This window comes from Paenibacillus planticolens (assembly GCF_013141725.1).
GTDB lineage: Bacteria > Bacillota > Bacilli > Paenibacillales > NBRC-103111 > Paenibacillus_E > Paenibacillus_E planticolens.
On the sequence record NZ_WHNZ01000042.1, the window covers coordinates 92,086 to 117,469 of the forward strand.

The window sequence follows — 25,384 nt, forward strand, 5'->3', positions numbered from 1 at the left end:
GTCGAGAAAGTGCCTTTTTTTAAGTTTAAAATAAATAGTGTCGTTTTTAGGTTCAAAAGTTCTCTCTCAGATCGATTTAAATCAATTTTTATTCTAAAAGGAGACACCCTCCACATAAATATCAAACTGTCGAAAACTCCACAAGACTTTCTCGACAGCCTGAAAAACTACCGTTACTTTTCTGAAACTGCCTATTTTTCGCAAATCCTAACTCATTAGCAGGAGAAATTACCGTTAATTTCCAAGTCGATATAGCGCCATTGAAATTAGAGGTAGTTTTTACTGGTATTGAGAAACGTAAGCATGCCGTTCACTTGACATCAACTACAATCGGATCAAGCAGTTGTCCATGCACATAAGGGAGCAGCCGCCAACGCCCCGTTTCGGGAAGCATCATGGAGGTTGGAAGCACTCTGTCGGCACCATTAAGTGGTCCGCCTAAAGCATTTGCTGAGCTCAAAGGGTTTGAAGCGAAAACTTTGATAATGTTATCGGATCCTTCTTTTACCGCTTTCACCTCAAAGGGGCCGTTTAGCTGTTCATCCGTTCCCCAAAAATGCCACATATATTTCTGAGACTTTCCCGCGATGAACCCTGCATCAATAAAACCGATTTTTTTTTCTATTCCATGTAGCCAATAAACATCTGATTGGAACAACGGAGTGATCTCCCAAGACGGTTTTTGCATATGCAACATCAATTTACCATAAATGCTGTCATTTACTTTCACATCGATTCGCCACATTCCATCTAGTGGAAGTGCAAATCTGACCGCGTATCTTTCGAGCCCGGGGTAACCGCTGCTTGGTTCTTTGATGATCTCGGAAGAGACTGTTTCCACCAGACCAGTCCCTAAATGTGCTGCTTGAATCGTCATTGTTTTCCCCGAAAAATTCTCGAAAGGCTCTTCAAAATGAAAAAGATATCCGTTCATTTCCCCGGCTCTTGCGTCAGGTTGGGGAGAGACGGAAAGCAGTAAGCGCCCATGCTCATAATATTGTTTCTGTTCGGCAACGGAACCTGTCGATACCTCAAAAGTAGGAGTATCAAAGAATGTGAGATCATCTTTATTCGTGAAGATGACAAACACAAACAATACAATGGCTACTGGCAATAACGTTGCAGCAGCAATCGTGGAGAATCTGCTTTTACTGCGTGCAGCACTTGCTCGAATCAGTACTTTGTTTTTCAATTGAGGTGTGAAATGTTTGTCAGAAAAAGGTGATTCGGCCATTCCCTTCGCCCAGTATGGCTTTTCTTCTGTCATAGGTTATACCTCCTCGTGTTCTCGTTTTAACAGTTCGTTCAATTTCTTCTTCGCACGATGTGTTCTTGATTTGACGGTACCTTCCGAAACACGTATCAACTTGGCAATTTCCTTATGTTTTAGCCCATAGTGGTAATCCAAAATTAGGACTTCCCTATATTTTCGCGGCAGCTGAATAACGGTGTCCCATAACTGTTGGTTTTCAAGCCGATTGAATAAGACTTGTTCAGCCGGAGGGGACGAATCCTCTGCAATGAAGCGGTTCGTCAACGTAACTTTGCGAATAAAAGCACCTTGCAAATAATGCAACGCTTTATTTCTGGTGATCGTAAGCAACCAGCTCTTTACAGAGCATTCCCCGCGAAAGGCATACATCCCGTTGTATGCAGCTAAGAAGACTTCCTGTGACAAGTCATCAGCTACATCAGCGCGCTTGGACATAAAGAAGGCAAAGTTCCACACATCTTCCCCGAACTTTTCCATTAAGTCACACAGTATGAGTTCACGATCGTATCCATGTGCTAGAAACTGTATGTATTCCATCTCGTCCGACATTTGTTCACCTCAATAAATAAGACCGTTCAGAGCACAAAAGGTTCCCTTTTGAATAAAAAAAGAGTTAAGCGTAAAAGCCGCTCAACTCCTTTTGTTAGGCTCCCAGATTTGAAATCCGATTGATCAGGCCGGAGATGCCATTGATGGTTGCAAGGATTTGGGAGTTTTGCAGTTTATCCAGCGCCAGATGTCCGTTTTCCACCACTTGATTAATCTCGTCTAATAAGATTTTATTTTTATCTACCAATTGCTGATGAAAATCTTTGGCGAAAGCCGGTACGCTTTGCAAATTAAATTGCTCGATTTGCGTTTGTAAGGTCAGCAATTGCTTTTCGAGCTCCTTTTTCGCGTAATTTGAGAATACTTGAATTGTTTGGTATTGTTTTAATACGCTTTTATAGAAAATAGAGTTTCAAAGGAATAGAAGGGAGCACATGGAAATGTCTGTATTTATTGATAAAATCGCGTTAATTCGCATCGTTGACGGCCAAATATTGGGTACGCGCTCGAAGGGGAAAGAATTATTTTATTTGCCGGGAGGTAAAAGAGACCCTGGAGAGACCGATACCGAGACGCTGATCCGGGAAATCGAAGAGGAGCTTTCCGTACGTGTTAAGCCGGAAACGGTCAAACATTTCGGGAATTTCGAAGCGCAAGCGGACGGTAAGACTGAAGGTATTGTAGTAAAAATGGCTTGTTATACGGCAGATTTTGACGGCGAATTAAGCCCCGCTTCCGAAATCGATGAATTGGCGTGGCTGTCCTACAAGGACCGGGATCGAGCATCTCGTGTCGTTCAACTTATTTTTGATCACTTGCATGAGAAGAATTTGCTTCCTTAAAGATTTGGAATGTTGTGCAACTAAATCTCACTGTTGACGTCAAATTAGGACAGAGGGGAGAGAGTTGCATTGTCTATATTCAAAAAAGTAGCGGTTCAAGCTGCTGCGCTTTGCGTATTGGCCTCGGCAGGAACCGCCTATGCGTATGATGTATCCTTAAAGCCGTTCACGGATGTAACCGATCAAGATTGGTTTCAAAATGAAGTGTATTCGCTATCCGCGATCGGTATCATTGACGGATACTCGGGTTTAACTTATAAGCCGGACAATACGTTGACCCGGGAAGCTTTCATTAAATTGTTGATGACGGCCAAACACCAAGAGGCAACATCCGCCTCCGCTTTGGCGGGAGCGCCTTCGGATGTTAACCAGGGAAGATGGTCGTATCCATTCGTATCCGCGGCTTATGAGCGGAAATGGATTGATTTCATGCTGGATTCGCAAGGCATGCTCCATCCGGAAAATGCGATAACCAGAGAAGAAGTGGCAAGCGTTGTAGGCAAAGCGTTACTCGATTCTCAGACGGCCGAAGCTCGCAACCGTTGGACGGTTCAAGGCTGGAAAGAGGAGAAGGAGAAGAGAAACTTTGCCGACAGCGGGGCCATGAGTGATAAACTCGGGCAATACGCTTACTATGCGGTAAACCAAGGGATCATGGAAGGTGATCAAACAGGCTTTCACCCGCAGCAATCACTAACGCGTAAAGAAGCGGCTGCCATCATTTACCGTCTAATTGATACAGAGGTGGCTGCGCACGGAATAGAGAAGATAGGTTTCTATGCGATTCGTTCCTATCCGGCGATTAAACGTATGCCACTGCTGAATCAAGTTGCCTTCGGATGGTCGCATTTGGCTTACACAGCTGCAGGCACTGCCAAGTTAGAGACAGACACAACAGAATACCGTATTCCATCGGGATGGGAAGAGGCTGTACAGACAGCGGATGCGGCTAAAGTCGATAAAGATTTGATGGTTTATTACGGTGAGAAGAATCTTAAGGATTTTTTGAAGGACGAGCCCGCTCAGAAAGCTTTTATCCAATCATTAAAAGCGGTTCTTACTGATTCTAAGTATGGTTTCACCGGAGTGACGATGGATTTCGAAGGACTCATGGAAGCCGATAGCGCGCCGGACTATATCCAATTTCTCAAAGCCTTGAAAGCGGCAATACCGACATACCCAATGTCTGTAGCCGTACAGCCGGATTATTATTACAAAGGCTATGATCTTAAGGAAATCGGCGCTTTAGCGGATACGGTCATTCTTATGGCCTATGATTTTACTCATCTTGACAGTAAGCTTCCATCTGCGCCGCTGCCGCTCGTGAACGATGCTGTGAAGCGAACATTGGCGTATGTTCCGAAAGAAAAGCTCGTGCTTGGCATTTCCAAGCAGGCCAATCAATGGATAACAGCTAACGGCCAATCCGAATTATTTAATCCGGACATCGAGGCCGTCGAGAACCGCCTAAAGGCGCCGGGCGCGAATCAGGGTTTGAGTATGCCGTTTTTTCTGAGGGAAATCGTCTTTCAAGATGATCGGGGCCGTCACGAAATGTACTACGAAGACACGACAAGTATTGAGAAAAAAGTATGGCTTGCGAAGTACTATGGATTAAAAGGCATTTCCTTATGGTACATGGGCAATTATACCGATTCTGATTGGGCATTACTCTCAAAATAAATAAGTTACGGACAGTCCAAAACGACAAGTTTTGGGCTGTTTTTTTATGCTCTAATCCAATTCTAATTTTTGCATGAGAAGATGTGCAAAGTGGAGAGGAGGTCATAGCTTTGTGCTGAGCTGGTTAAGGAATAAGGAAGGAGTTGCGGCGTTATGCTTTCTGCTGCCGAGTGTAACGGGGTTTGTTGTTTTTTTCCTGCTTCCTTTCGGAATGGGATTTTATTACTCGCTGTTAGACAGCCCTGTGGACGGCTCGTTTACGGGTTTGACGAATTACCGCGACTTGCTGGGAAACCCGATGTTTCGCCGGGCGGCGGTGAACACAAGCTTGTTCACAGGCATATGCGTCCCTCTGAATATGCTGCTTTCATTGGGGTTGGCCATGCTTCTAAACCGAAAGCTGCCGTTTCGTTCAACGTATAGGATTGCTTTCCTTACGCCGCTCGTCATCCCTGTTGCTTCGGTCGTACTTGTCTGGAAGGCTCTGTTCGATTTGCATGGGAGCTTGAACGGATTGCTCGCGGGTTGGGGATTCGTTCCAAAGGACTGGATGGAGAGCGAGGCCGCCTTGTTCGTGGTCATGATTGTGTATCTATGGAAAAATATCGGGTACAACATGATTTTATTCCTGGCTGGTCTTCAAAATATACCGAACGACTACTACGAGGCGGCTTCGATCGACGGGGCGGGGAGATTCAGGCAATGGCGCTCCATCACGCTGATCTACTTGACTCCAACGGCATTTTTCGTTTTGTTGATGTCGATTATCAATTCGTTCAAAGTATTCCGTGAAACGTATCTGATTGCCGGCGAATATCCCGATGCAAGCATTTACATGCTGCAGCATTATATGAACAACATGTTCAAAGCGTTAGATTACCAGAAGCTGACTTCGGCAGCTTTCCTAATGGCGCTTGGCATTGTACTTCTGGTTTGGTTCATTTTCTTGATCGAGCGGCGAATCAGCAAAATGTTCGGGTAATTGAAACTTTAAGTTGAAAGGAGAAGCAGTATGGATAAACGGCTTCGCTTCCGGGCCGGTCGCAAGCTTCGACAAATGGCGGCCATTGTGATGCTGACGGCGATGACAGCGGGATTTCTTTTTCCGTTAGTGCTGACATCCTCCAATTCGTTCATGTCGGAGAGCGAAATAACGAACAATTATGCGGCTCTTGATGGCGTGGACAAAGCGAAAGCGAGTAGCAGCGAGTTCGTACAGTTGAAATGGATTCCGGAGCTTGTGAGCTTCTCGCAATATTACAACGTCCTGATCGGAAGACCCCATTTTCTGGTCATGTTCTGGAATTCTATGAAAATTACAGTGCCGGTCATTGCCGGTCAAATTGCGGTTGCCTCGTTAGCTGCCTATGCGTTTGCCCATTTGCGCTTCCGTTTCCGTGAGAGCCTGTTTTTCATCTACATCGTCACGATGCTCATGCCTTTTCAAGTAACTCTCGTACCGAATTTCATCATCGCCGATAAGCTGGGCCTCCTTGGCACCTATGGAGCCATCATTTATCCGGGGATATTCAGTAGCTTCGGTGTGTTTCTGCTGCGACAGTTTATGACCTACGTGCCGGGAAGTTACATCGAAGCGGCTCGTGTAGACGGTGCGAGCCATTTGTACATATTCGCCAGAATCGTTATGCCCATGTGCAGCACGGGAGTCGCGTCGCTGGCCATTCTCGTCTTTATCGATCAATGGAATATGGTGGAGCAGCCGCTCATTTTTTTGAAGGAGGCTTACCAACAGCCGCTCTCTGTCTATTTATCGGTGATCAGCGAAGGGGAGCGAGGCATTGCGTTTGCCGCATCAGCGATTTATATGCTGCCGATTCTGTTGATTGCGCTTTATGCGGAGAGATACTTGGTCGAAGGCATTCAACTTTCCGGCATTAAGGGATAAAGAAAGCTTTATAGGAGGAACTAGCAATGGAAGGAACCATGGCCGTCCCCGATGACGAACAGGTCAAAAAAAGAGGAATCAAAAGGGTTATCATCAGCTTCGTGATTGCGATGGCGGCATTGACGTTTTTTTCAAATACGCTGCTGAATATCTCACTGCCTGAGGTGACTGTGGAACAATCGCATGCCGGCAGTTTATCGCACGAGGTTTCGGGCTATGGAACGGTGGAAGCGGCGGAAACAGCGGATTTGTATGTAGAAACAACTTGGTCGGTGTTGGAGGTGAATGTGAAAGCAGGTGACACCGTCAAAGCGGGTCAGGTATTGGTCACTTTAAAAACAAGAGATGCAGAGGACACGCTCAAAGACAACCAAGCCAGATACGAGCAAAAGAAGATCAGTTTGGAAAAGCAGCAGGATGCCTATGCCGAGGCTTTTCAAGTCGATGACGAGAAGCAGCTTCGCAATTTATCCCGTGATATGGAAACGGCGAAGCTGGATCTGCAAATTCTAAAGCGGCAAATCGATAATTTACAGAGGCAGCTTGCTGAATATTCACAAGTGATTGCCCCGGTTGACGGCATTGTAATGGAACTGAATGCGGTGAAGAACGCCTCCGTGCCAAGCGGGAAAGCTGCGGTGCGAATTGCGGATTTTTCCAAGGGGCAGTTGCTCAAAGCTACGATTCCCACTGAGAAGAGCTCTTATGTGAAGGTAGGCGATGAAACCGATATCTTATTCGCCGCATTGAGCAACGCACGAATGAAAGCCAAGGTTGCCGACATTCGGGATGTTACGCCTGCAGCATCCTCTTCCGGTGCTCCGCAGTCTAGCTCGGACCGGAAGGAGGTGACATTCGCCTTGCGAAACGATCGGCTTACAGGCGGGGAGAAAGGGGAATTCAACATTGTTCAGAAGACGGCGCCATTCCGTTCGCTGCTGCCCAATGATGCGATCAGGGAAGACGATAAAGGCAAGTATGCGTTGATCGTGAAGGAGAAGAAAGGGCCGCTTGGCAATGAATATGTCCTGCAGCGGGCTTCCTTGCAGGCAGGAGATGCGGATGACGAGATGACTTCCATTGAGAATGGCATTTCACCTCTGGATCAAGTGGTGGTCTCCAGCAGCAAGCCTGTCTCCGAAGGCGACCGGGTGCTGAAGAGCAAATGAGTAAGGAGGCAAATGCGGTGCGTCATTTACGCATAAGAGGCTGGTTGGTGCTCCTAGGTATGCTGCTCATCCTAGGGAGCTTAGGGCTAATGTCGTCAGTGCTCTCCGATTGGGAGCGGGTAAGCGGGGCTCGTCAGTTGGATAAGCTTATTGTGAACGCGAACGCCGCTGAATCGAAGGCGAAAGGCTTGGAGCTTCAAGAAGCCGAACAGTTCTCCAAGAAATGGCCGCTGGGGATCGCCTACTCGGCGGCAGGTCAGGAGAAGGCCGCTGCCGGCAGCGTCTCGGTGCTCTGCGATGTATTCGGCGTGAGCGGGGATTACAGCCAATTCACCTCCTTTCCGATGAGAAGCGGTTCAACGATTTCACAAAAAGCGGTTGATGAACATAGTCGCGTCGCTGTTCTTAGTGAACGGACGGCTGACAAGCTGTTCCGTTCCAGATCGGTTGTCGGCAAACAAATAAAGCTGTTTGACACAAATTTCACGATCACCGGGGTTTATGCCGATCGCGAGTCTTTACTGAAACAGCTCTCGGATGACGGCATAGCGGATATATGGATTCCGGTAACTGCGATGCTTGATGTGAGACCGGAAAGCCGAATCCAACACATGCAGCTAGCCGTTCACTCGGAGGGGGCTGTTCGAGCGGAGACAGACGCTGTTAACGGGCTGAGAGCCCTCGGGATGAACCCGGCGAACTTCCGTATCGATAACGAAGTGCTCAGATATCGTCAACTCGCCCAACTGCCAAAACTGCTGCTGTTTGGCTGTGGGACGGCTGCGATATATATGCTGGTGCGGTTGATTATCCGGCTGTGGGGGGAGCAGATCACATCATTCCGGCGGAGGCGGTTGATAGAAGAATTTTCGAATATCGTAAAGCATAAACGATATACTCTGTTGTTCTGCATCATCGCAACGCTCGCCGCAGCTGCATGCACAGCCTTGATATGGCAGCAGATCCGGTTTCGCTTCTATATTGCCCCGGAATGGCTGCCAGAAGAGCTGATTCAAGTCTCTTTTTACGTGGATAAGCTGAGGAGCGTATGGGAGCAGCAAGCCGTGCAGGCGGGCTACGTCCCTTCGCCGCAAGAACGGCTCTCAGATGTGGTCGATCTGCTTTCTTGGAGACTGCTGCTCATTGGGGCATGCGGGATTCCGATTTTATGGACGGGGCTCAAGTGGTGGGCGATAAGGCGGGTGCCGGTAAGCATACAACTGCAAAGCCTATTTCTAATGATCCCGGTTATAGCCCTAGTGGTATTTGCCACCGTTAAGCTAACAGGGCTGAATATGCGGCTGGACCTTACAGAGTACGCTGTCGTAGGCGTGTTCATGATTTCATGTGTCTTATTTATTCATAAATTCAAAGGAGTGAATTCTCTTGATATTCAAGATAAAAGCTAAACAAACCATTCTCGCTTGTACGCTCATTTCCATGCTAGGTGTTACCGCTTGTTCAGGAAATCCAACCGCTGCCCCGACAGTCAGTGAAGGGAAAAGCGGTTCAGGTCCCAAAACGGTGTCGCTGTCCGTCATGACATCGGACCGGTTTCTTGAACTGGCGAAACAAAAGTTCGAAGAGGCCCATCCCGATATTAAAATCGAGATCAAAGAGTATGCGGCTGCGCCGAATACAGCGACGAAAGCGCAGGGGCCCGGACAAAATATCGTCATGATGACAAAGCCGGATCCTAAGAACATCGAGAAATACGTAAGTTCGGTCGGTGCTGAGTTAATGAGCGGCAAAGCTTCGGATCTGATCGTTACCAGTAATTTACCTTACAAAAAGTATGCCGACAAAAAGCTGCTCGAAAATATGGGCGATATGATGAATAAAGATGCTTCTTTCCCCAAAGACAACTATTATACAGGGGTTTTCGAGGCGATGAAATACGATGGCGTATTGTATAACGTCCCTGTGAGGATAGGCTTGAATAAATGGCTTGGCAATCTAAATGTGCTAGGCAGCGAAAAGATTGACGATACCAAATGGACATGGGCGGATTTCAAAAAGCTGGCACAGAATTGGATGGCGGATAAAAATAACGATGGCAAGCCCGATGCGTATCCGCTGGGAAAAATCGATCCTGATCAGCTTATCACCTTGATGCTGAACAGTTCTTACAACAAATTCGTTGATGCGGGCGGCAAAAAGGCAAGCTTCGATAAGCCGGAATTCATCAATCTTTTGAAGTTAGCCAAATCGATGTATGACGATAACATCATTCAAGGCGACAATGCCGATAAAGACGCCGTTGTTTTTCAACCCAAATCCAACTTGCTTATGTACATGGACATGTATGCGATGCCAAAAATGTCTTTTGACGGTAAATCGAGTTTTTACGATCTCCCTTCGGAAAATGAAACGAGAGGAAGCTCGTTTACAAGTTCGCTTCCCGTTGCCATGAACAGCAAATCCCCCAATAAGAAGGAAGCTTGGGAATTTGTGAAGTTTCTGCTCTCTGACGAGATGCAATCGACGATGGAACTGAACGGATTCGCTGTGAACAAGAACGGCGCTAAAGCACAAGGCGATACCCTGAAGAAGCTGGGTTCCGGCGAAGGCGGAAAAAACATGAAGCTGAATATTAATGGCAAATCTATGACGCTTCAGCCGGCTACGGATGAGGAAATTGCCGCAATTGAGAAGGCTGTAAGCAACGCGAAGGTAATTGCCGAAAGCGATCCGAAAATTAGTATGGTCGTAGCGGAAGAAACCGCGCCATTTTTCCAAGGCCAGAAATCCGCTGAAGAAGTCGCCAAGGTGATTCAAAACAAAGTCAGCACTTATTTGCAGGAGTAAGCATGATGTACCGTTCACATTTCATTATTTGTCTCGTCCTGTTCATGGTTTTCGGCAGCGTGGCCAGTACGGAATCGGTTCAGGCAGATTCGGCCTTGCACGTAACGAACGACCAACGGATCAAAGACAATACTGTGGGGAAAGTCAACTTGACAAATGAAAGCACGATGGAGGTCAAGGACGTTCAGCTGCTTCCCGGCGACAATAGCGCTTTAGTTACTTTTACGCTCAGCGTTACGAACAGGGATGGGCATGACATCGATTTTAAAAGCTATTTGGTTAGATTGATGTCCGCTGCCGGAGAGAAGTTTACTGTCAATTTACTGCAGCAGGATAAGGTGAAAAACAAGATTATCCCTGGTCAAATACAGGAATTTCATTTCTATGCCAAAGTGAATCAGGCTGCAAAGCTGCAGGATCTGGTGTTTAAGTTCGTTAAATTGGATTTTGCGGCAGCAGGGTATGAACAAGAGGTGGGCCGGCTCATCGTGCCGCAGGACTACAGCTTCGTAACCCCCGCAGGTGCCATGCGCGCTTTCAATATTGGAAGCACACCGTTTCATGGCAAAATAAACCGTGCCACGCTCAGTTACAACGATGACTATTTTTTGCCGCTAGTATCCTTTGAACTGACTCATGACGGGTCTCAAGGAGCTAAATTGCCGGATCTCGGTTACTACATGCGAACGCGCAGCGGAGCGATGTATTCGCTGCAATCGAGCGCATTCACGGCAGGAAGCGCGATTCAGCCCCTAACAACGAAGGAGGGGACACTGAGCGGGTCCATCCCGAGAGAAGCAGGGGCGGAAGGATGGCAGCTAATCATCACGCAATCTGTCTCTACGGGAGAATCGGGAAGCAGCGTTCAGCTGCCTCTCGCCTTTTTTGAAGTACCGGATGCAGCAGCTGAAGAAGTGTCGATTGGCCACGATTATGACTTTACCACTAAGACTGGAACGTATACTACCCAGTTGACTTCGCTGCAGCGTCTTCCCTGGGAGGATGAAGATATATTAGCCGCCAATGTGATCATCAAAAATAAAAGTAATGCGGCTCTTCCGATTCCGGATTTGCTGGGTGCTTTTAGACTCGATGATGCCGTCAATGTGGAAGCTAAGATCGTCCGGATGGATAAAGCGCTAACGCTGCAGCCAGGAAAAGAGCTAAACATCCATTTTGCTGGCAAAATCCCTTATACCGACGAATTCAGCTCTATTAGCCTGTATCTGCAAGAGAAGGAGTCGGACAATACCATTGTCGATCTGCTTACGTTCAAGCATAATAAAGATCTGATGAATATGGCATTTGTCCCTGCAAGGGAAACCAAAACGCTGAAGGATACCGGTCAAAGCGCTGCTTACACCGTTCGAGCCGATCAAATTTTTCATAGTGATACGTCCGATTTGTACGCCGTGCTCATGGACGTAGAAAATCTGGAAAAAAGGTTTACACTATTGCGTAAGCAGGTCGCCCAATTCAAAGCGGCCGATGGGACGGTATTTCCGGCGAGCATAACGGCTCCCTCCGATAAAGTGATGCCTGGCGGGAAAGCGCTGCAGTACATTTGGGCGATGGTACCGAAAGGGTACAAGACAGAAGGCATGCAGTTGATACTCGGAGACGAAATACCTGCTGTTGCCACAAATGACAAGGCGAAACCTCGGCAAGAGGGCTATGTCAACGGGGTTGCATTCGGAATCCCTGAAGGAAACAAAGTGCCGCAGGCAAGCTTTGCTGGTTTGGCTGTTTATCCATATTCGATAACGTTAAGTCATATCGGTACTCAGGCGAATTTTATCGCTGGAACCGTACAGCTCGATTTCGATTATGAGTTAAGCCGGAATGATCTGGTTGCTGCCGAGATGAGAGATCATAAACTTATCGTTGAGCTGACGGATGAGCTTGTCGATAGCGGCAAAGAACTTATCGTAAGCCAAACGTTTGATTTTGAGGGAACAGATCCCGCTAAGTCACTACTGCTGGGTAGTCACGATGCCACCATTTCTTACACAAACAAAGATAAAATTTATAAAGTCAAAGACTTCGCATCGTATCGGCTCAGCGTCTACCACGAATTTCAAGGTCAGAAAGTGCTGCTGGCTCAAAAGGACCTTGACTGGTTTATTTTTGCGGAGTAAGATCATGACATTTTAAGCTGGCATTCATCTTGTCCTTATATACTTAAGCCAACCGTAAAAACGTAAGCGTTCAAGTCTTCGCCGGGCATAGAAACAGGAGGCATACATAATGAAAATTCTCGTTGTCGAGGACGACGTCCATCTACTCAAAACCATTACGACTCTGCTCACGGAAGAGGGGTATCAAATCGATCCGGCTGTGTGCGGGGAAGAAGGCTGCTATATGGCGGAGCAAAATATCTACGATCTATTGGTGCTCGACAGAATGCTGCCAGGTATGGACGGTCTTCATATTGTACGCACCATTCGTGCTAAGCAGATACTAACGCCTATTTTATTCCTTACCGCTAGGGACAGTGTCGAGGATATGGTGAAAGGGCTTGACTCCGGAGCAGATGATTACATGACGAAGCCGTTCGAGGTGCCGGAATTGCTCGCACGTGTGCGGGCGCTGCTGCGAAGACGCGGTGCAATCGATAGCGAAACGGGGCTTGAGTATCATCGGATTGCGCTGAATGTCAGAACGAAGGAAGCCGCCATAGGCGGAAACCCGGTGGATCTTTCGCAGAAGGAGTTTGAGCTGCTCGAATATTTGGTGCGAAATCGGGAGCAAATTCTGACCAGGGAGCAAATTTGCATGCGGGTGTGGGGACTAGACTCCGACTTAGGCTCAAATGTGGTAGATGTCTACATCTATTATTTGCGGAAAAAACTAAAGCCTTTTGACTACGATCATCTCATCCATACCGTTCGGAATGTTGGGTATATGTTGAAGGAGCCTATGCATGTTTAACAAAACCCGGATCCGGCTTACGGCGTTGAATGCGGTTGTATTTTTCATCATCATTGCGCTCATTGGTGTAATCGTGTATTCGGAATTACGGCATCAGCTGTATGCTAAAGTCGATGAATCGCTGCAGCTGAGAATTCAACAGGATTCCCAGCTCATGTTCGCCAAAGTGCAGCTGTTTGCCCAAAACGAGATGTCCCGTACGGACGGGAACACGAAGAAAACATTGATTCAGGTGCAGGGGATAGATCCGAGGGCTTTTTTGGTCATGTGGGATGACAAAGAGAATCCATATCCCATTCTCGCGGGGGCGCAGAATCGCAAAACGATCGATGCGTTCAAGCCGTACCGGTCGATTCTTAAGCCGCAAACCATCCATGTGGACGGACATTCGTACCGCATCTATGCAACGAAATACGAGCAGCCGATTGCGATGAACCAGCAGATGCTGACAGATATCGCTCAAGTATCCCAACGTACGATTCAAACGCATGTTTCAAGCAGCCCTGCTTCGAATATCGTGTCCGTTCAAGCGATCTCCCTCATTGACTCCGAGCAAAATATGCTCAAACAGTTGCTAAAGCTGATTTTGTTCGGTATTTTCGGAGGCGGCGCGGTGACTGTTCTGGCAGGCTTGTATTTGGCCAATCAGGCGCTTCTCCCGATTAAGCGTTCATGGGACAAGCAGCAGCAGTTCGTGGCGGATGCTTCTCATGAGCTGCGCATGCCGCTGTCCATCATCCAGGCGAATACCGAGCTTGTTTTCCGTCATCCGGATCGCAGCATTCTCGATATGAGCGAACCCCTGTCGATGGTGCATGCGGAGTCGCTGCGGATGGGGAGACTGACGGCACAACTGCTTACGCTCGCAAGGGCGGACTCCAATCAGGAGGAAATGAGCTTAAAGCCTGTACAGCTGAATGAAATCGTTCGGGAAGTAGGACGAAAGTTTGAATCGGTAGCCGAGCTGAAAGGGCAGGCGCTTGTGCTGAAGATCGAGGAGAGGCTTGAAATCTTGGGAGATGCGGAAAGGCTGCATCAGCTCTTGGTCATTCTGCTTGACAACAGCATGAAGTTTACAACGGATTCGGGCAAAATTAGGCTAATCGCTCGCAAGAGAGGCAGTCATGCCGAGATCGTCGTCGAGGATACGGGTTCGGGGATCGACAGCCATGACTTGCCGCACATTTTTGACCGGTTTTACAGGGGAGACAAAGCGCGCAGCCGCAATAGCGGAGGAGCAGGCCTCGGCCTTGCCATCGCGAAATGGATCGTAAGCGCGCACAGCGGTACGATACTCGCCGATAGCCGTTTGGGCAAGGGAACGACAATGACGCTCCATTTTCCATTGGAGCCAAGGAAATCGTAACTGAAGGCAAAGCGGAGAAAGGAGGCTGTCTCAGAGGTCTGAAAAGACGTTCTGGCACAGCTTTCTTTCTCTATCTAAGATGTCCAGTGCGGAGGGCGGCTGAGCGATAAAGGCAGCTTGGTACGAGCATCGCCCATTGCCGCATTGATTTGGAACTGCGTGAGGAAAAGGCTTCCCGTGAGATCAGCCCCACGGAGGTTGGCATCCCGCAGGTCAGCTCCGATCAGATCAGCCGATCTCAGATCGGCGTCTCTGAGATCCGCAGCGATCAAGTAAGCGCCACGCAAATATGCGCCTTGGAGATCAGCGTTTCTGAGATTGGCTCCGATCAAATCGGCTCCGCGATCATAGCTCTTTTGACGCTTGCGGGGACCTTTCTGCTCTCGCTGAACGCCGGCTCGCACAAGCTCGCTTGTCTGCAGGAGCAGAACATTCACATTCGCGCGGTGCGCTATGATATCCAGCTCTAGGAGCGTTTCAGGACTTAACGCTGTTAGACGATCCGTTTCATCGAGCGCTGAGCGCAGCGCTGTGTGTATCGAGCGCGACTGTTCCAGCTCCAGAGCTTCAGATAAGTACCAGAGCAATTCATGAAGCTGACGCATGATTGGGAACACTTCAAACATTTGCTTCGCGGTATGTGGGGCTTGTACCCAATTTTGCCCGTTGTAGGTGACTTTAGCGACCTGCTGACCGGCACCAAAGCAATCGTACACGGTACATCCGCGAAAGCCGATCTCCCGCAGCTCTTGATGCACGCCGCAGCGAAAGTCGTCTCGCAAGTTATGGCAGGGGCGGCTGGCTGCCTTGTCGATCGCGAAGTCGATCGAAGCGGAGAACGGCAAAGCTACACAGCACAAGCCGAAGCAGTTTTCACAATCAGACCGCAGACGTCGATTGTTCATCTCGGGAACAAGTTCTTCGTTATCCTGTAACTCAGACAATGGAAGTCCTCCCTATGCAAGGTGTATAAAAAAGAATAGTTAGATGTCATATAAAATATAATTTTTAGGTCTCTTTTCGTCAACGGTGCAAGATAGTTATAACTAAACTTGCGGCAAGGAACGCCTCCGTATCACCGCACCGAATTTGGTAATACTATAATATTTACTGAATGGGAAAAAGGCAATTATTGATGGGAAACGGAGGATTGAGATGCAAAAGCTGATCCGGAAAGGCAGAGGCAACGATCTTTTTGAATTGGCATTGTATGTGCTTGCAGGGGTTTGTTTTGTATATTTTCTGATCAAAGGCATAGCGCCAAAAATGTGGCAGGCTGTCTTGATTGCAGGGGTACTGCTTTTGATTCGAATTGTGCTGAAGTTGACGAAGACGACGATGTTTGCTGCGCTGCGCTTTTGCGTGCTGCTGTTCATTTTTATCACGATGTTTTTGGCGAACGAATTCGGGTTTTACAGTGTGATTCCTTATTTGGATAAAGTCGAGCATCTCTTTTCTGGCGTAATTTTGTGTTTTGTCGGTTTACTCATTTATCAAAAAGCAAGTGCTAGCGAGGAAAGTTCGGTCGTTTCAAGTGTGAAAGTCGCGATATGGCTCAGTCTTTTCTTTTCCGTGGCTATGGCCGGAGTCTGGGAAATCTATGAGTTCACGACGGATCGCTGGTTCGGACTGAATTCGCAAAACGGCAGTTTAATTGACACGATGACCGATATCATTTGCGGATCGATAGGAGCTGTGTTGACCAGCCTCTATTTGGTTGTTCAGGCAAAACGGAGGAAAATGCCTGTCATCGACAAACAGTAAGGGGAGCTTGCCTAATGGCAGCTCCTCTTTGTTTTCATCGGCATGACCAGAATATGCTGAAGGCCGTTTCGGCCCATTTTTGTTCGGCCATTATCTATGAATCCGCATGATAAGTAAACATGGCGTGCACAGGGGTTTTGCAAGTTTACTGCTAAGGCGATTTCTTCAACTTCGAGAAAGTGCAGTTCAACAAAATCTTTGAGTTGCCTAAGCGCGGCTTTGGCATAGCCATTTCCCTGCTCATAATAATTGATTGAAAATGCGCGAAGAACGAGGGAATTCGCATGATCTGAATACTCAAATCTTTCTTCGCCGTCATACAGAACGAAGAATCCGACGGGATTGCCATTCGCAACGATAACAACCGGAAAGCGGTGCTTATCCTCTAGTGCGATCTGCAGCATTTCCTTCGGCATCCCGGTAAACTGTTTCTGCGTGTCAGGTAAATGAAACGCTTCTAGAGCGGTTTTATGTTCAGTTTGATAAAAAACAAGTTTAGTCTGTGATCGTTGATCGGTATGTTGGCTCATCATGCCCTCCAAATTGATGCGAAATAAGTAGCATATGATACCCATTGTACTATAGCGTGGGGGAGCTTCTCCATCCCTATCGATTCACTTGTTGTCTCGCCTTCCTAAAAAATAAATTCTCCCTCTAAGCATGTTTCAGTACTTTTCACAGGAAGAGTCTGATATGCATATAACCAGTAGGTAAAAGGAGGGTGATCGATGTTAGAAAAGTACGAATTTATTCTTGCTTTGAAACTGTTGGAATTTGAAATTAGGCAAATGACCAAGTACACGAATGTTTTCCCCAGTTGTTTTGCCTTACTGAAAAATAAATTGGATTTTCTGTGCGAATTTATTAATGACGATGAAAATGTGCAGAAATGGCAATCATGGAATCAGCTTGACGAAGTGCAGGAGCATGCGCGGAATCTAAGGGAGACAGCCGTTCAAGCTCTCTGTGAATTAGAGAAATATCAATCGCGGCTTATACATAAGCATGAAAAGCAAATTAGTCATTACATCGATCAATTATCAAATTCGGTCCAGGCTGAGTTAGCAAGCTTGCAAGTTGATCATCAATCCAAGGTACTGTTTGTCGGTTCGGGCGCTTTCCCTTTGTCCGCTTTAACGATTGCGCAGGAAACGGGGGCAGAAGTATTGGGGGTGGACATCGACAAGGAAGCCGTGCTGCTTGCCGAACAGGCAGCTGCGATGTCCGATTTCGGCAGCAAAATAGGTTTCAGTCATCAAAAGTTGAAGCAGCTGGCCTTTACCAAGGAGGCTACGCATATTATTGTAGCTTCGCTTGTTGAGAATAAACTTGAGGTTCTTGAAGAGCTGAAGCATGCAGCGAACAGCCGGTCGAAAATCATGATGAGATACGGCAGCGGTCTGAAGTCGCTGTTTAATTACCCTTTGCCCCAAGACAAGGAGTTGTCCGAATGGACGCAAAGCCACGTGCATACATCGTCGCAGCTATATGACACTATTATTTTGGAGAGAGCGATGCAAATGAAAGGTGTTTAATTTCATGAATAGCCGCGTAAATCGCGGCTATTTTGTTTTAAACCCATCATAATGTTGCTGATTTGTGCGAAATAAGGATAATCAGCCAATACTTTCTCTCCGCGGTTCTTGTCGTATAGCGTATATCGTCATATAATAGAAGATAATATTTTAATCTATAGGCTTATAATTGATATGGAAAAGATGAGTGATATCTTACGCCTTGGCTTGCTGTGCGCCTAAGCGGGAGAGCCTACATCTTTTCTGCAAATTCAGGGTATAAGGATGGTAATAATGGGCAACAGAGAAACTAAGACAGACGTCATCTTAATTGGTGCCGGTATCATGAGTGCTACGCTAGGGACACTTCTGAAAGAATTGGTACCGGAATGGGAAATTAAAGTGTTTGAGAAGCTCGAAAATGCAGGCGAGGAAAGCTCTAACGAATGGAATAATGCAGGAACGGGGCATGCGGCGCTGTGCGAGCTTAACTACACGGAAGAAAAACCAGACGGATCTGTAGATATTAGTAAAGCTATCAAAATTAATGAGCAATTTCAACTTTCCATGCAGTTTTGGTCTTATCTTGTAAACAGCAAATTGATCCGTAATCCGAAGGACTTTATCATGCCATTGCCACATATGAGTATGGTCCTAGGGGAACAAAATGTAGCGTTTTTAAAGAGACGTTTTGAAGCTCTGTCCAGCAATCCTCTGTTTCAAGGGATGGAATTTTCCGATGATCCTGAAAAACTCATGGAATGGATCCCGCTTATTATCAAAGATCGTCAATCTAGCGAGGCTATTGCGGCAACTAAAATCGACTCAGGGACTGATGTCAACTTTGGTGCTTTAACACGCATATTGTTTGAGCACTTAAAAAGTCAACACGTCGATATTAAATATAAACATAGCGTTGATAATATAAACCGTGCCGGTGACGGTTCATGGGAATTGAAAGTACGCAACGACAAGGGCAACGTCGAACGCCATACGGCTAAATTCGTTTTCATTGGCGGCGGGGGAGGAAGCCTGCATTTACTGCAAAAATCCGGTATTCCTGAAGGAAAACATATTGGAGGATTCCCGGTAAGCGGAATATTCATGGTATGTAATAACCCGGAAGTTGTCGAGCAGCATCATGCAAAAGTATACGGCAAAGCTAAGGTTGGAGCTCCGCCGATGTCAGTTCCACATCTTGACACAAGATTTATCGACAACAAAAAATCGCTGTTATTTGGACCGTTTGCAGGCTTTTCACCAAAGTTTCTGAAAACCGGCTCCATGTTTGACTTGGTAACTTCCGTAAAACCGGATAATCTCGTCACGATGTTGTCGGCAGGCGCCAAAAATATGTCTTTGACAAAATACCTGATCGAGCAGGTTATGTTGTCGAAAGAAAAGCGTATGGAAGAGCTGCGAGAATTTATCCCAAGTGCCAAGATCGAGGATTGGGAGCTAGTAGTAGCGGGTCAACGTGTACAAGTTATCAAAGATACGGAAGCTGGCGGCAAAGGAACACTTCAGTTCGGTACGGAAGTTATTAGTGCAGCAGATGGCTCGATTGCAGCCTTGCTTGGTGCTTCTCCAGGTGCTTCTACCGCTGTTCACGTCATGCTGGAAGTCATTAAAAAATGCTTCCCGCAACAAATGAAAGCTTGGGAGCCGAAAATAAAAGAGATGATTCCAACTTATGGCGTGTCACTTTTGAAAAACCCAGAGCTTATCAACGAAATTCATACTTCAACAGCGCATGCGCTTGGTTTAAGCGAAAACTTGCCATTAAAGGCAGTACGAAGAACCGTATCATAATCTGTACAAAATATGAGGCTGTCTCAAAAAGTCTGAAACGACTTTGAGACGGCCTTTTTAATATAGCCATTCTCTCCGTGTCATCTATCTGAGTTTTTATGGTAAGTTTTAGATGAAAAAAAGCATGGATGAAAGGAGCTGACAGAATGAGTTTCGATATACATGAATGGATACTAGAAGCTGATATTGCGAGTATGCAAAATGCGTTGGAAGCGGAGCTTTTTACCTCGGAGGATTTAGTTAAGGTTTATTTAGAGCGTATTCATAAATATGACGGTAAAATCAATTCAATCTTGGAAGTAAATCCAGATGCTTTATTTATAGCAAGAGCTCTGGATAAGGAACGTAAAGAAACAGGGAGCCGCGGAATGCTCCACGGCATTCCTATCCTATTGAAAGATAACATAGACACACATGATAATATGCATACAAGTGCAGGATCAGTGGCATTAGCCGAATCTTTTGCGGCCAGGGATTCGCATGTCGCTTCACAGCTGCGAGCTGCCGGAGCCATACTGCTTGGAAAAACGAATATGACGGAATGGTCTAACTTCATGTCCAGTCAAATGCCGGCAGGTTACAGCTCACGAGGCGGTCTAGTTCTTAATCCTTATGGAGCCGGTGAAATGTTCGTTAGCGGTTCAAGTTCCGGCTCAGCGGCTGCAATCGCAGTGAATTTGGGGGCTGCCGCCATCGGAACGGAAACGGCGGGTTCAATCGTTGGCCCCGCGAGTCAAAATTTCCTCGTAGGCATCAAGCCCACTGTCGGATTAGTGAGCAGGGCTGGGATTATTCCGATTTCCGTTAGTCAGGATACGCCAGGACCTATCGCCAGAACAGTTAAGGACGCAGCTATCCTTTTAGGCGCATTAGCCGGGGTTGACGACAGAGACGAGGCAACACTGTCCAGCATGAATTGCCACTTTAAAGACTATACGCCTTTCTTGGATGCAACCTTTTTACGACATGCTAGAATCGGCATTCCAAGACATTACTATGAGCATTTAGATCCTGAAAGAAAGGTGATCATGGAAGCGGCGATTACGACTTTGAAAAATGAAGGTGTCACGGTTGTAGATCATATTACTATTCACATTGAACAAAACAGTTGGAATAATGACGTCATTTGCTATGAGTTTAAGAAGGGGCTTGATCAATACTTATCGCAATTAGATCACTCAGTTCCGGTTCACTCTTTGAAGGATTTAATTGCCTATAATTACAGTCATTCGGAACTTGCTTTGCAATACGGGCAAGATACATTGATCAGGTCGGATGAAATAATGATGACAGAACTTGCTTACTTGCAAAAGAAACAAGCGTACAGCGAGTTATCTTTAAAACAAGGGATAGATTATGTGATAGATAATTATCAACTAGATGCCTTATTATTACCGGGAGATGTAGACGGCATGTACATAGCCGCACGTTTGGGATATCCATTGGTATGTGTACCGGCAGGATACTCCTTTACTGGAGTAATCGATGCGGATGGAGATCACACGAAGGGACCTTTCGGTGTTGTCTTTTCCGGGAAAGCTTTTTCTGAGCCTACGCTGATTAAAATAGCTTACGGATTTGAACAAGCGACGAAACATCGTTTTCCGCCTCAACTAGATTAAGCATTCCTATATTAAAGGCTGCCGCAATAATCGGCAGTCTTTTTTAACTATATTTGCGAATAATGACCAAAACTATATTGACACACGATATATCATGCGATACTATATCAACATACGATATATCGTAGGTCTATATAATTAATGACGGTATAGAGAGCTCGATTGAAATGAGGAGGAACCATGACGGAGTTATCTAAAGATTTACTGCCCTTGACGGAGGCGTTTTACTACATTCTAGTGACTCTGTATCCCCGTGCTGCGCATGGTTATGCCATGATGCAGGATGTAGAAAAAATGAGCGCAGGCCGGGTTCGCATCGGGGCAGGCACCTTATATACCGCTTTAAACACGCTCTTGAAAAAAGGGCTTATCGAAAACGTGCCTGAGACCGATATTGGCGCGGATTCGCGACGCAAGCTGTATGGTATAACGGAGTTGGGCAAAAGCGTTTTAAAAGCCGAAATGGAACGTATGGAAGAGTTGCTGCTGAATGCGAGATCAATCATCGCGAATGTTCAGAAGGAGAGGGAGAGCGGAATATGACAAGATCATCAAATAATGGTTTCGAATATCGGACTAGGTTTTCATTTGTCTGGAATTACGAGAGGGATGAGTCTTGGCTTACCGGCTTGTCTGCGCAAGGCTTACACCTGAATAAACCGGGGATATTTCGAAACCGATTTGAAAAGGATCCCTCTGTTCGATTTGTGTATCGCATGGATTACCAGAAAATCACCGGGGAAAAAAACTTAAATGATTATTTGGCCATTTTTGAGGATTCAGGTTGGGAGCATGCAGGATCGCTGGTAGGTTGGCATTATTTCAGAAAACCTTATCATGAAGACGCGTCCTATGACATTTATACCGACCGCGTATCGGTGAAGCAGCTTTTCCGCAGGATCCAATTGACTTTAGGAATCGTTGCCATTGCAAACATTCCAACGCTTATTCTGAATATCAATAATTTACTTTCCGAATCACGCTCTGTGGCGATAGGAAGCGCGATATCCTTCGTGGTACTTCTGGAATTTTTGTGTGTTCTGCTGTTATCTTACGGCTGCTTGCGATTCGAGAAAAAAATCAAGAAACTTGAAGTACTTGAGTAACTATGAAATACCATCTCGTTCCAGCTCGCTTAATCGTTCGATAATTCGCCGCTTCCTGTACAGCATCTTTGCGGCTTCTCCGACGTCTTTAAGCGTTCCGCTATTGATCCAAGCGCCAAAGAGAATACCGGCAATGGGAATCAGCTGAAAAAGTTTTTTCCAGCCCCAATTATCGCGGTATGTCGCGAAAACTTCACGCCAGCCTTGAAGCTGCGAAATGATCTGAACGTCAGCTTTTTCATTCGCTGCCTCATTGGCAAGCTCTTCGAGGATCGCCTTTTTACCGACAATGTCTGCTGACGAGAATTGCATGCATTTGATCGTAAAGATCCGTTCCTGCTTGATATTTGGATCGTAACCATAGCAGATGGCCAGCTCTTGAATCGTTTTGAGAGACAAACCAAGTACGGCCGGAATATCGATGGCGAGGGTCAGAATTCCGCCAATGCCTGTTGTCGCTCCCTGGAGCCCGGCCAGCTTCGTCCTGCTTTGAACAATTTCATCGGCAGCTTGATCCAAGATGTTCAGCGGAAGCGACCTCACGTCTTCGATCGCCGCGACTTCCTTTGTCGCCGAACGGATTCCCTCATTGCGATATCGTACTTCCTCAATATGTCGCAGTGTGCCTGCTTCCGAAATCAGGTACCGGCCACCCGCTTGTAAATAATTCCCCAGCTCATTCAAGGCTTCGCTCATTTGGCAGTTACAAATTTGGGCGTTAACCGATCTAATAATTGGAAAGGCAGCCGTCCTATTTTCTCCCAAAACCACAAATCTTTTTGTTCCGTTTCCCAAACCTGTATGTTGTGAAGCTCTTCCAGCAAAATTTCTCTCGTTTCCGTCATTTTCTACAACTCCTTTGCAAGTCTTGAAATCTACCATGCGAATGTGTGACAATAAGAATGTTATAAATTTGAACAATGGTAAGAAAAGCCTAGAGGAGGAATTACATCATTATGAGAACCATGAAGCTTGGTACGAGCTTACTAGAAGTTCCTGTTTTAGCGGTAGGCTGCATGAGAATTAATTCGCTGGATAAGAAAGAGGCGAAAAATTTCGTCCAAACAGCTCTGGAAGAAGGAGCCAACTTCTTTGATCACGCAGATATATACGGCGGAGGCAACTGTGAAGAAATATTCGCGGACGCCATCCATATGAACGATGATATTCGCGAGAAAATTATTTTGCAATCCAAATGCGGGATTCGCAAAGGGATGTTCGATTTTTCCAAAGAACATATTTTGGAGTCCGTAGACGGCATTTTGAAACGGTTAAAAACCGATTACTTGGACATTTTGCTGTTGCATCGTCCGGATGCCCTAGTTGAACCTGAAGAAGTGGCTGAGGCATTCGATCTTCTTGAAAGCTCAGGAAAAGTTAGACATTTCGGCGTTTCCAATCAAACACCTTTGCAAATTCAACTGCTGAAGAAGTCGGTCAAGCAGCCGCTTGTGGCCAATCAATTGCAATTAAGCATCACGAACTCCACGATGATCTCGAATGGCATGAATGTGAATATGCTGAATGATTCTTCCGTGAACCGGGACGGGAATGTGCTCGACTATTGCAGACTGAACGATATCACCATTCAGCCTTGGTCGCCTTTCCAATATGGATTCTTCGAAGGCGTATTTCTAGGGAACGATAAGTTCCCGGAATTGAACAAGAAGATCGATGAAATCGCGGCAAAATATGAAGTAAGCAATACGACGATAGCCATCGCTTGGATTTTACGCCACCCTGCGCGGATGCAGCCGGTTACCGGAACGATGAATATCAATCGTTTAATCGATTGCTGCAAAGCAACCGACGTTCATCTGACTCGTCAAGAGTGGTATGAGATTTTTACGGCAGCAGGCAATGTGCTTCCATAAATGAGAGTTTAATAACCATCGCATCTTAGGATGCGGTGGTTTTGCATTCTATAGGGAGGCGGTGCATACTCAGTATTCGAATCTAAGCTATGAATAAAAGTCGGCTCTTATAGGGAAATTAATCCATATACGAATCGAAAAGGGAGGTAAGAATGATGTCTGAACACCCTAAGGACCTCAAAAACGTTGTAGAAAACAAGACGAGCGTTTTTAATAACGTTGGACAATCAGCCACAAACTATGTGCAAAACGCCATAGAAAATGTGTTTGATTCCACGCAAGACGCAACCCAAAACTTAGTAAATAACGTAATGAAGCGGCGAAAAAATGAAACCAAGGCATATGCTAAACAGGAATGAGCTACTCATTATAGATAGAGATACATACAAAAAGGCGGTGCCGCGTAGTTCTGTGACGACCTGGCATATCGCCATTTTTTGCTTGCAAGGCAAAGGTTCAGGAAGAAGATTTGCTGCGAATCGAAGAGCTGAGTTGTTGCATCTGCTCTTCCAGGACCTCGCTTGCATTGCTTAAAAACTGTGAGATAAACGTAAGCTCCTCATCCGTGTAAGAGGAGGCTAGCTTAACCATCGCCGCATGCAGAGGAAGGTACGTATGGCTGATCTCAGCTTTTTTTTCATATAAAGGAACAATAATTACTTTGCGACGATCGTTGGGGTCGTTTTGCCTGCGTACAAAGCCGTTCTTTTCAAGACGGTCAATTAATGCAGTAACGCTGCCTGTCGTAAGACCGGTTAATTTGGATAACTCCCCGGCGGTGATGGGACCTTTTTCGTGCAAAAAATCTATGGCAATAAAATCATTATTGTATAGCCCCAGAGATGCTGCTGCGTGCTGCTGATATAATACGGTTCGGTTTCCTAGTCCTCGCATGCGCAAGGTGAAAGTTTCCTGCAGCTCTGTTGGTTGATCTTGTCGATCGCTTGACAAAAGACCACCCTCCTTTTAAGATGAATATATCTTGGTCATCGAGATAAACGGAAACCAAGATACTTGACAACTGGTGATATGTATTTATTTTAACGAAATCATGACTAGTTTGCAAAGGGACATAGCAAAGCAATTCTCATTTAATACGCCTGGAGAACGATGCGAAACTTGCCATGGATTAGGTATGCTATCTGTAGATGAAAATTTGCTGCCC

The 25,384-nt window shown here is 46.3% G+C and carries 24 protein-coding genes and 1 pseudogene; 18 read left to right on the forward strand and 7 right to left on the reverse strand.

The annotated features are described in order from the left end of the window. Window positions 1-310 precede the first annotated feature (310 nt). The 3 genes from GC097_RS19600 to GC097_RS19610 all read right to left on the reverse strand — a co-directional run bounded on the left by GC097_RS19600 (window position 311) and on the right by GC097_RS19610 (window position 2,228). Entirely contained in the window at window positions 311-1,267 is a 957-nt protein-coding gene (locus GC097_RS19600; protein ID WP_171684996.1) for a DUF4871 domain-containing protein, read from the reverse strand. A gap of 3 nt (window positions 1,268-1,270) precedes the next feature. Beyond that, window positions 1,271-1,822, reverse strand: a complete 552-nt coding sequence (locus GC097_RS19605) for an RNA polymerase sigma factor (protein WP_246294350.1) — start codon at window positions 1,820-1,822, stop codon at window positions 1,271-1,273. Between the two features lie 94 nt (window positions 1,823-1,916). Next, window positions 1,917-2,228, reverse strand: a complete 312-nt coding sequence (locus tag GC097_RS19610) for a DUF6376 family protein (protein WP_312875708.1) — start codon at window positions 2,226-2,228, stop codon at window positions 1,917-1,919. Between the two features lie 34 nt (window positions 2,229-2,262). Here GC097_RS19610 and GC097_RS19615 point away from each other — a divergent pair, with 34 nt between their 5' ends. The 10 genes from GC097_RS19615 (at window position 2,263) to GC097_RS19660 (ending at window position 14,527) form a co-directional block, all read left to right on the forward strand. After that, window positions 2,263-2,664: an NUDIX hydrolase gene (locus GC097_RS19615; RefSeq protein ID WP_171684998.1), complete on the forward strand. Its 402-nt coding sequence runs from the start codon at window positions 2,263-2,265 to the stop codon at window positions 2,662-2,664. A 69-nt stretch (window positions 2,665-2,733) separates the two neighbouring features. Beyond that, window positions 2,734-4,347 carry a glycosyl hydrolase family 18 protein gene (locus GC097_RS19620; RefSeq protein WP_171684999.1) on the forward strand — a complete coding sequence of 538 codons (1,614 nt, stop codon included), beginning with the start codon at window positions 2,734-2,736 and terminating at the stop codon, window positions 4,345-4,347. 112 nt (window positions 4,348-4,459) lie between these two features. Then, window positions 4,460-5,329, forward strand: a complete 870-nt coding sequence (locus GC097_RS19625; protein WP_312875704.1) for a carbohydrate ABC transporter permease — start codon at window positions 4,460-4,462, stop codon at window positions 5,327-5,329. A 30-nt stretch (window positions 5,330-5,359) separates the two neighbouring features. Further along, entirely contained in the window at window positions 5,360-6,253 is an 894-nt protein-coding gene (locus tag GC097_RS19630) for a carbohydrate ABC transporter permease (protein ID WP_171685001.1), read from the forward strand. A 26-nt stretch (window positions 6,254-6,279) separates the two neighbouring features. Then, the gene (locus GC097_RS19635) at window positions 6,280-7,422 is read left to right on the forward strand and encodes an efflux RND transporter periplasmic adaptor subunit (RefSeq protein ID WP_171685002.1); all 1,143 of its coding nucleotides are present in this window, start codon (window positions 6,280-6,282) and stop codon (window positions 7,420-7,422) included. Between the two features lie 17 nt (window positions 7,423-7,439). Beyond that, entirely contained in the window at window positions 7,440-8,831 is a 1,392-nt protein-coding gene (locus GC097_RS19640) for an ABC transporter permease (protein ID WP_171685003.1), read from the forward strand. Further along, the gene (locus GC097_RS19645; protein ID WP_171685004.1) at window positions 8,809-10,230 is read left to right on the forward strand and encodes an ABC transporter substrate-binding protein; all 1,422 of its coding nucleotides are present in this window, start codon (window positions 8,809-8,811) and stop codon (window positions 10,228-10,230) included. Before GC097_RS19640 ends, GC097_RS19645 begins: the two co-directional genes overlap by 23 nt. A gap of 5 nt (window positions 10,231-10,235) precedes the next feature. Beyond that, entirely contained in the window at window positions 10,236-12,368 is a 2,133-nt protein-coding gene (locus GC097_RS19650) for a hypothetical protein (protein WP_171685005.1), read from the forward strand. A gap of 109 nt (window positions 12,369-12,477) precedes the next feature. After that, window positions 12,478-13,161: a response regulator transcription factor gene (locus GC097_RS19655; protein WP_171685006.1), complete on the forward strand. Its 684-nt coding sequence runs from the start codon at window positions 12,478-12,480 to the stop codon at window positions 13,159-13,161. Beyond that, window positions 13,154-14,527: a sensor histidine kinase gene (locus GC097_RS19660; protein ID WP_171685007.1), complete on the forward strand. Its 1,374-nt coding sequence runs from the start codon at window positions 13,154-13,156 to the stop codon at window positions 14,525-14,527. Before GC097_RS19655 ends, GC097_RS19660 begins: the two co-directional genes overlap by 8 nt. 74 nt (window positions 14,528-14,601) lie before the next feature. Here the strand turns inward: GC097_RS19660 and GC097_RS19665 are convergent, their stop codons facing one another. Beyond that, a complete protein-coding gene (locus GC097_RS19665; RefSeq protein ID WP_171685198.1) occupies window positions 14,602-15,432 on the reverse strand; it encodes a pentapeptide repeat-containing protein in 831 nt (276 codons plus the stop codon). A 250-nt stretch (window positions 15,433-15,682) separates the two neighbouring features. Between GC097_RS19665 and GC097_RS19670 the strand changes: the two genes are divergently transcribed. Next, window positions 15,683-16,291: a DUF2238 domain-containing protein gene (locus GC097_RS19670; protein ID WP_171685008.1), complete on the forward strand. Its 609-nt coding sequence runs from the start codon at window positions 15,683-15,685 to the stop codon at window positions 16,289-16,291. An 11-nt stretch (window positions 16,292-16,302) separates the two neighbouring features. Here the strand turns inward: GC097_RS19670 and GC097_RS19675 are convergent, their stop codons facing one another. After that, the gene (locus tag GC097_RS19675) at window positions 16,303-16,821 is read right to left on the reverse strand and encodes a GNAT family N-acetyltransferase (protein ID WP_171685009.1); all 519 of its coding nucleotides are present in this window, start codon (window positions 16,819-16,821) and stop codon (window positions 16,303-16,305) included. A 198-nt stretch (window positions 16,822-17,019) separates the two neighbouring features. Here GC097_RS19675 and GC097_RS19680 point away from each other — a divergent pair, with 198 nt between their 5' ends. The 5 genes from GC097_RS19680 to GC097_RS19700 all read left to right on the forward strand — a co-directional run bounded on the left by GC097_RS19680 (window position 17,020) and on the right by GC097_RS19700 (window position 22,345). Next, window positions 17,020-17,826: a nicotianamine synthase family protein gene (locus tag GC097_RS19680; RefSeq protein ID WP_171685010.1), complete on the forward strand. Its 807-nt coding sequence runs from the start codon at window positions 17,020-17,022 to the stop codon at window positions 17,824-17,826. A gap of 273 nt (window positions 17,827-18,099) precedes the next feature. Beyond that, on the forward strand, window positions 18,100-19,617 hold the full coding sequence (locus GC097_RS19685) for a malate:quinone oxidoreductase (protein ID WP_171685011.1): 1,518 nt from the start codon (window positions 18,100-18,102) through the stop codon (window positions 19,615-19,617). 146 nt (window positions 19,618-19,763) lie between these two features. After that, window positions 19,764-21,239: an amidase family protein gene (locus GC097_RS19690; RefSeq protein WP_171685012.1), complete on the forward strand. Its 1,476-nt coding sequence runs from the start codon at window positions 19,764-19,766 to the stop codon at window positions 21,237-21,239. A 180-nt stretch (window positions 21,240-21,419) separates the two neighbouring features. After that, window positions 21,420-21,782, forward strand: a complete 363-nt coding sequence (locus tag GC097_RS19695; protein WP_171685013.1) for a PadR family transcriptional regulator — start codon at window positions 21,420-21,422, stop codon at window positions 21,780-21,782. Continuing rightward, entirely contained in the window at window positions 21,779-22,345 is a 567-nt protein-coding gene (locus GC097_RS19700) for a DUF2812 domain-containing protein (protein WP_171685014.1), read from the forward strand. The genes GC097_RS19695 and GC097_RS19700 overlap by 4 nt, the downstream gene beginning before the upstream one ends. Here the strand turns inward: GC097_RS19700 and GC097_RS19705 are convergent. Then, window positions 22,346-23,190: pseudogene (locus GC097_RS19705) on the reverse strand (EcsC family protein). Between the two features lie 111 nt (window positions 23,191-23,301). On the opposite strand from GC097_RS19705, the gene GC097_RS19710 reads away from it, so the two are divergent. Both GC097_RS19710 and GC097_RS19715 read left to right on the forward strand, forming a co-directional pair. Continuing rightward, complete coding sequence (locus tag GC097_RS19710; protein ID WP_171685015.1) at window positions 23,302-24,219, forward strand: aldo/keto reductase; 918 nt, start codon at window positions 23,302-23,304, stop codon at window positions 24,217-24,219. A gap of 155 nt (window positions 24,220-24,374) precedes the next feature. Next, a complete protein-coding gene (locus GC097_RS19715) occupies window positions 24,375-24,578 on the forward strand; it encodes a hypothetical protein (RefSeq protein WP_171685016.1) in 204 nt (67 codons plus the stop codon). 97 nt (window positions 24,579-24,675) lie between these two features. On the opposite strand, the gene GC097_RS19720 is transcribed toward GC097_RS19715, so the two are convergent. Then, window positions 24,676-25,113, reverse strand: a complete 438-nt coding sequence (locus tag GC097_RS19720) for a MarR family transcriptional regulator (RefSeq protein ID WP_216625832.1) — start codon at window positions 25,111-25,113, stop codon at window positions 24,676-24,678. Between the last annotated feature and the right edge of the window lie 271 nt (window positions 25,114-25,384).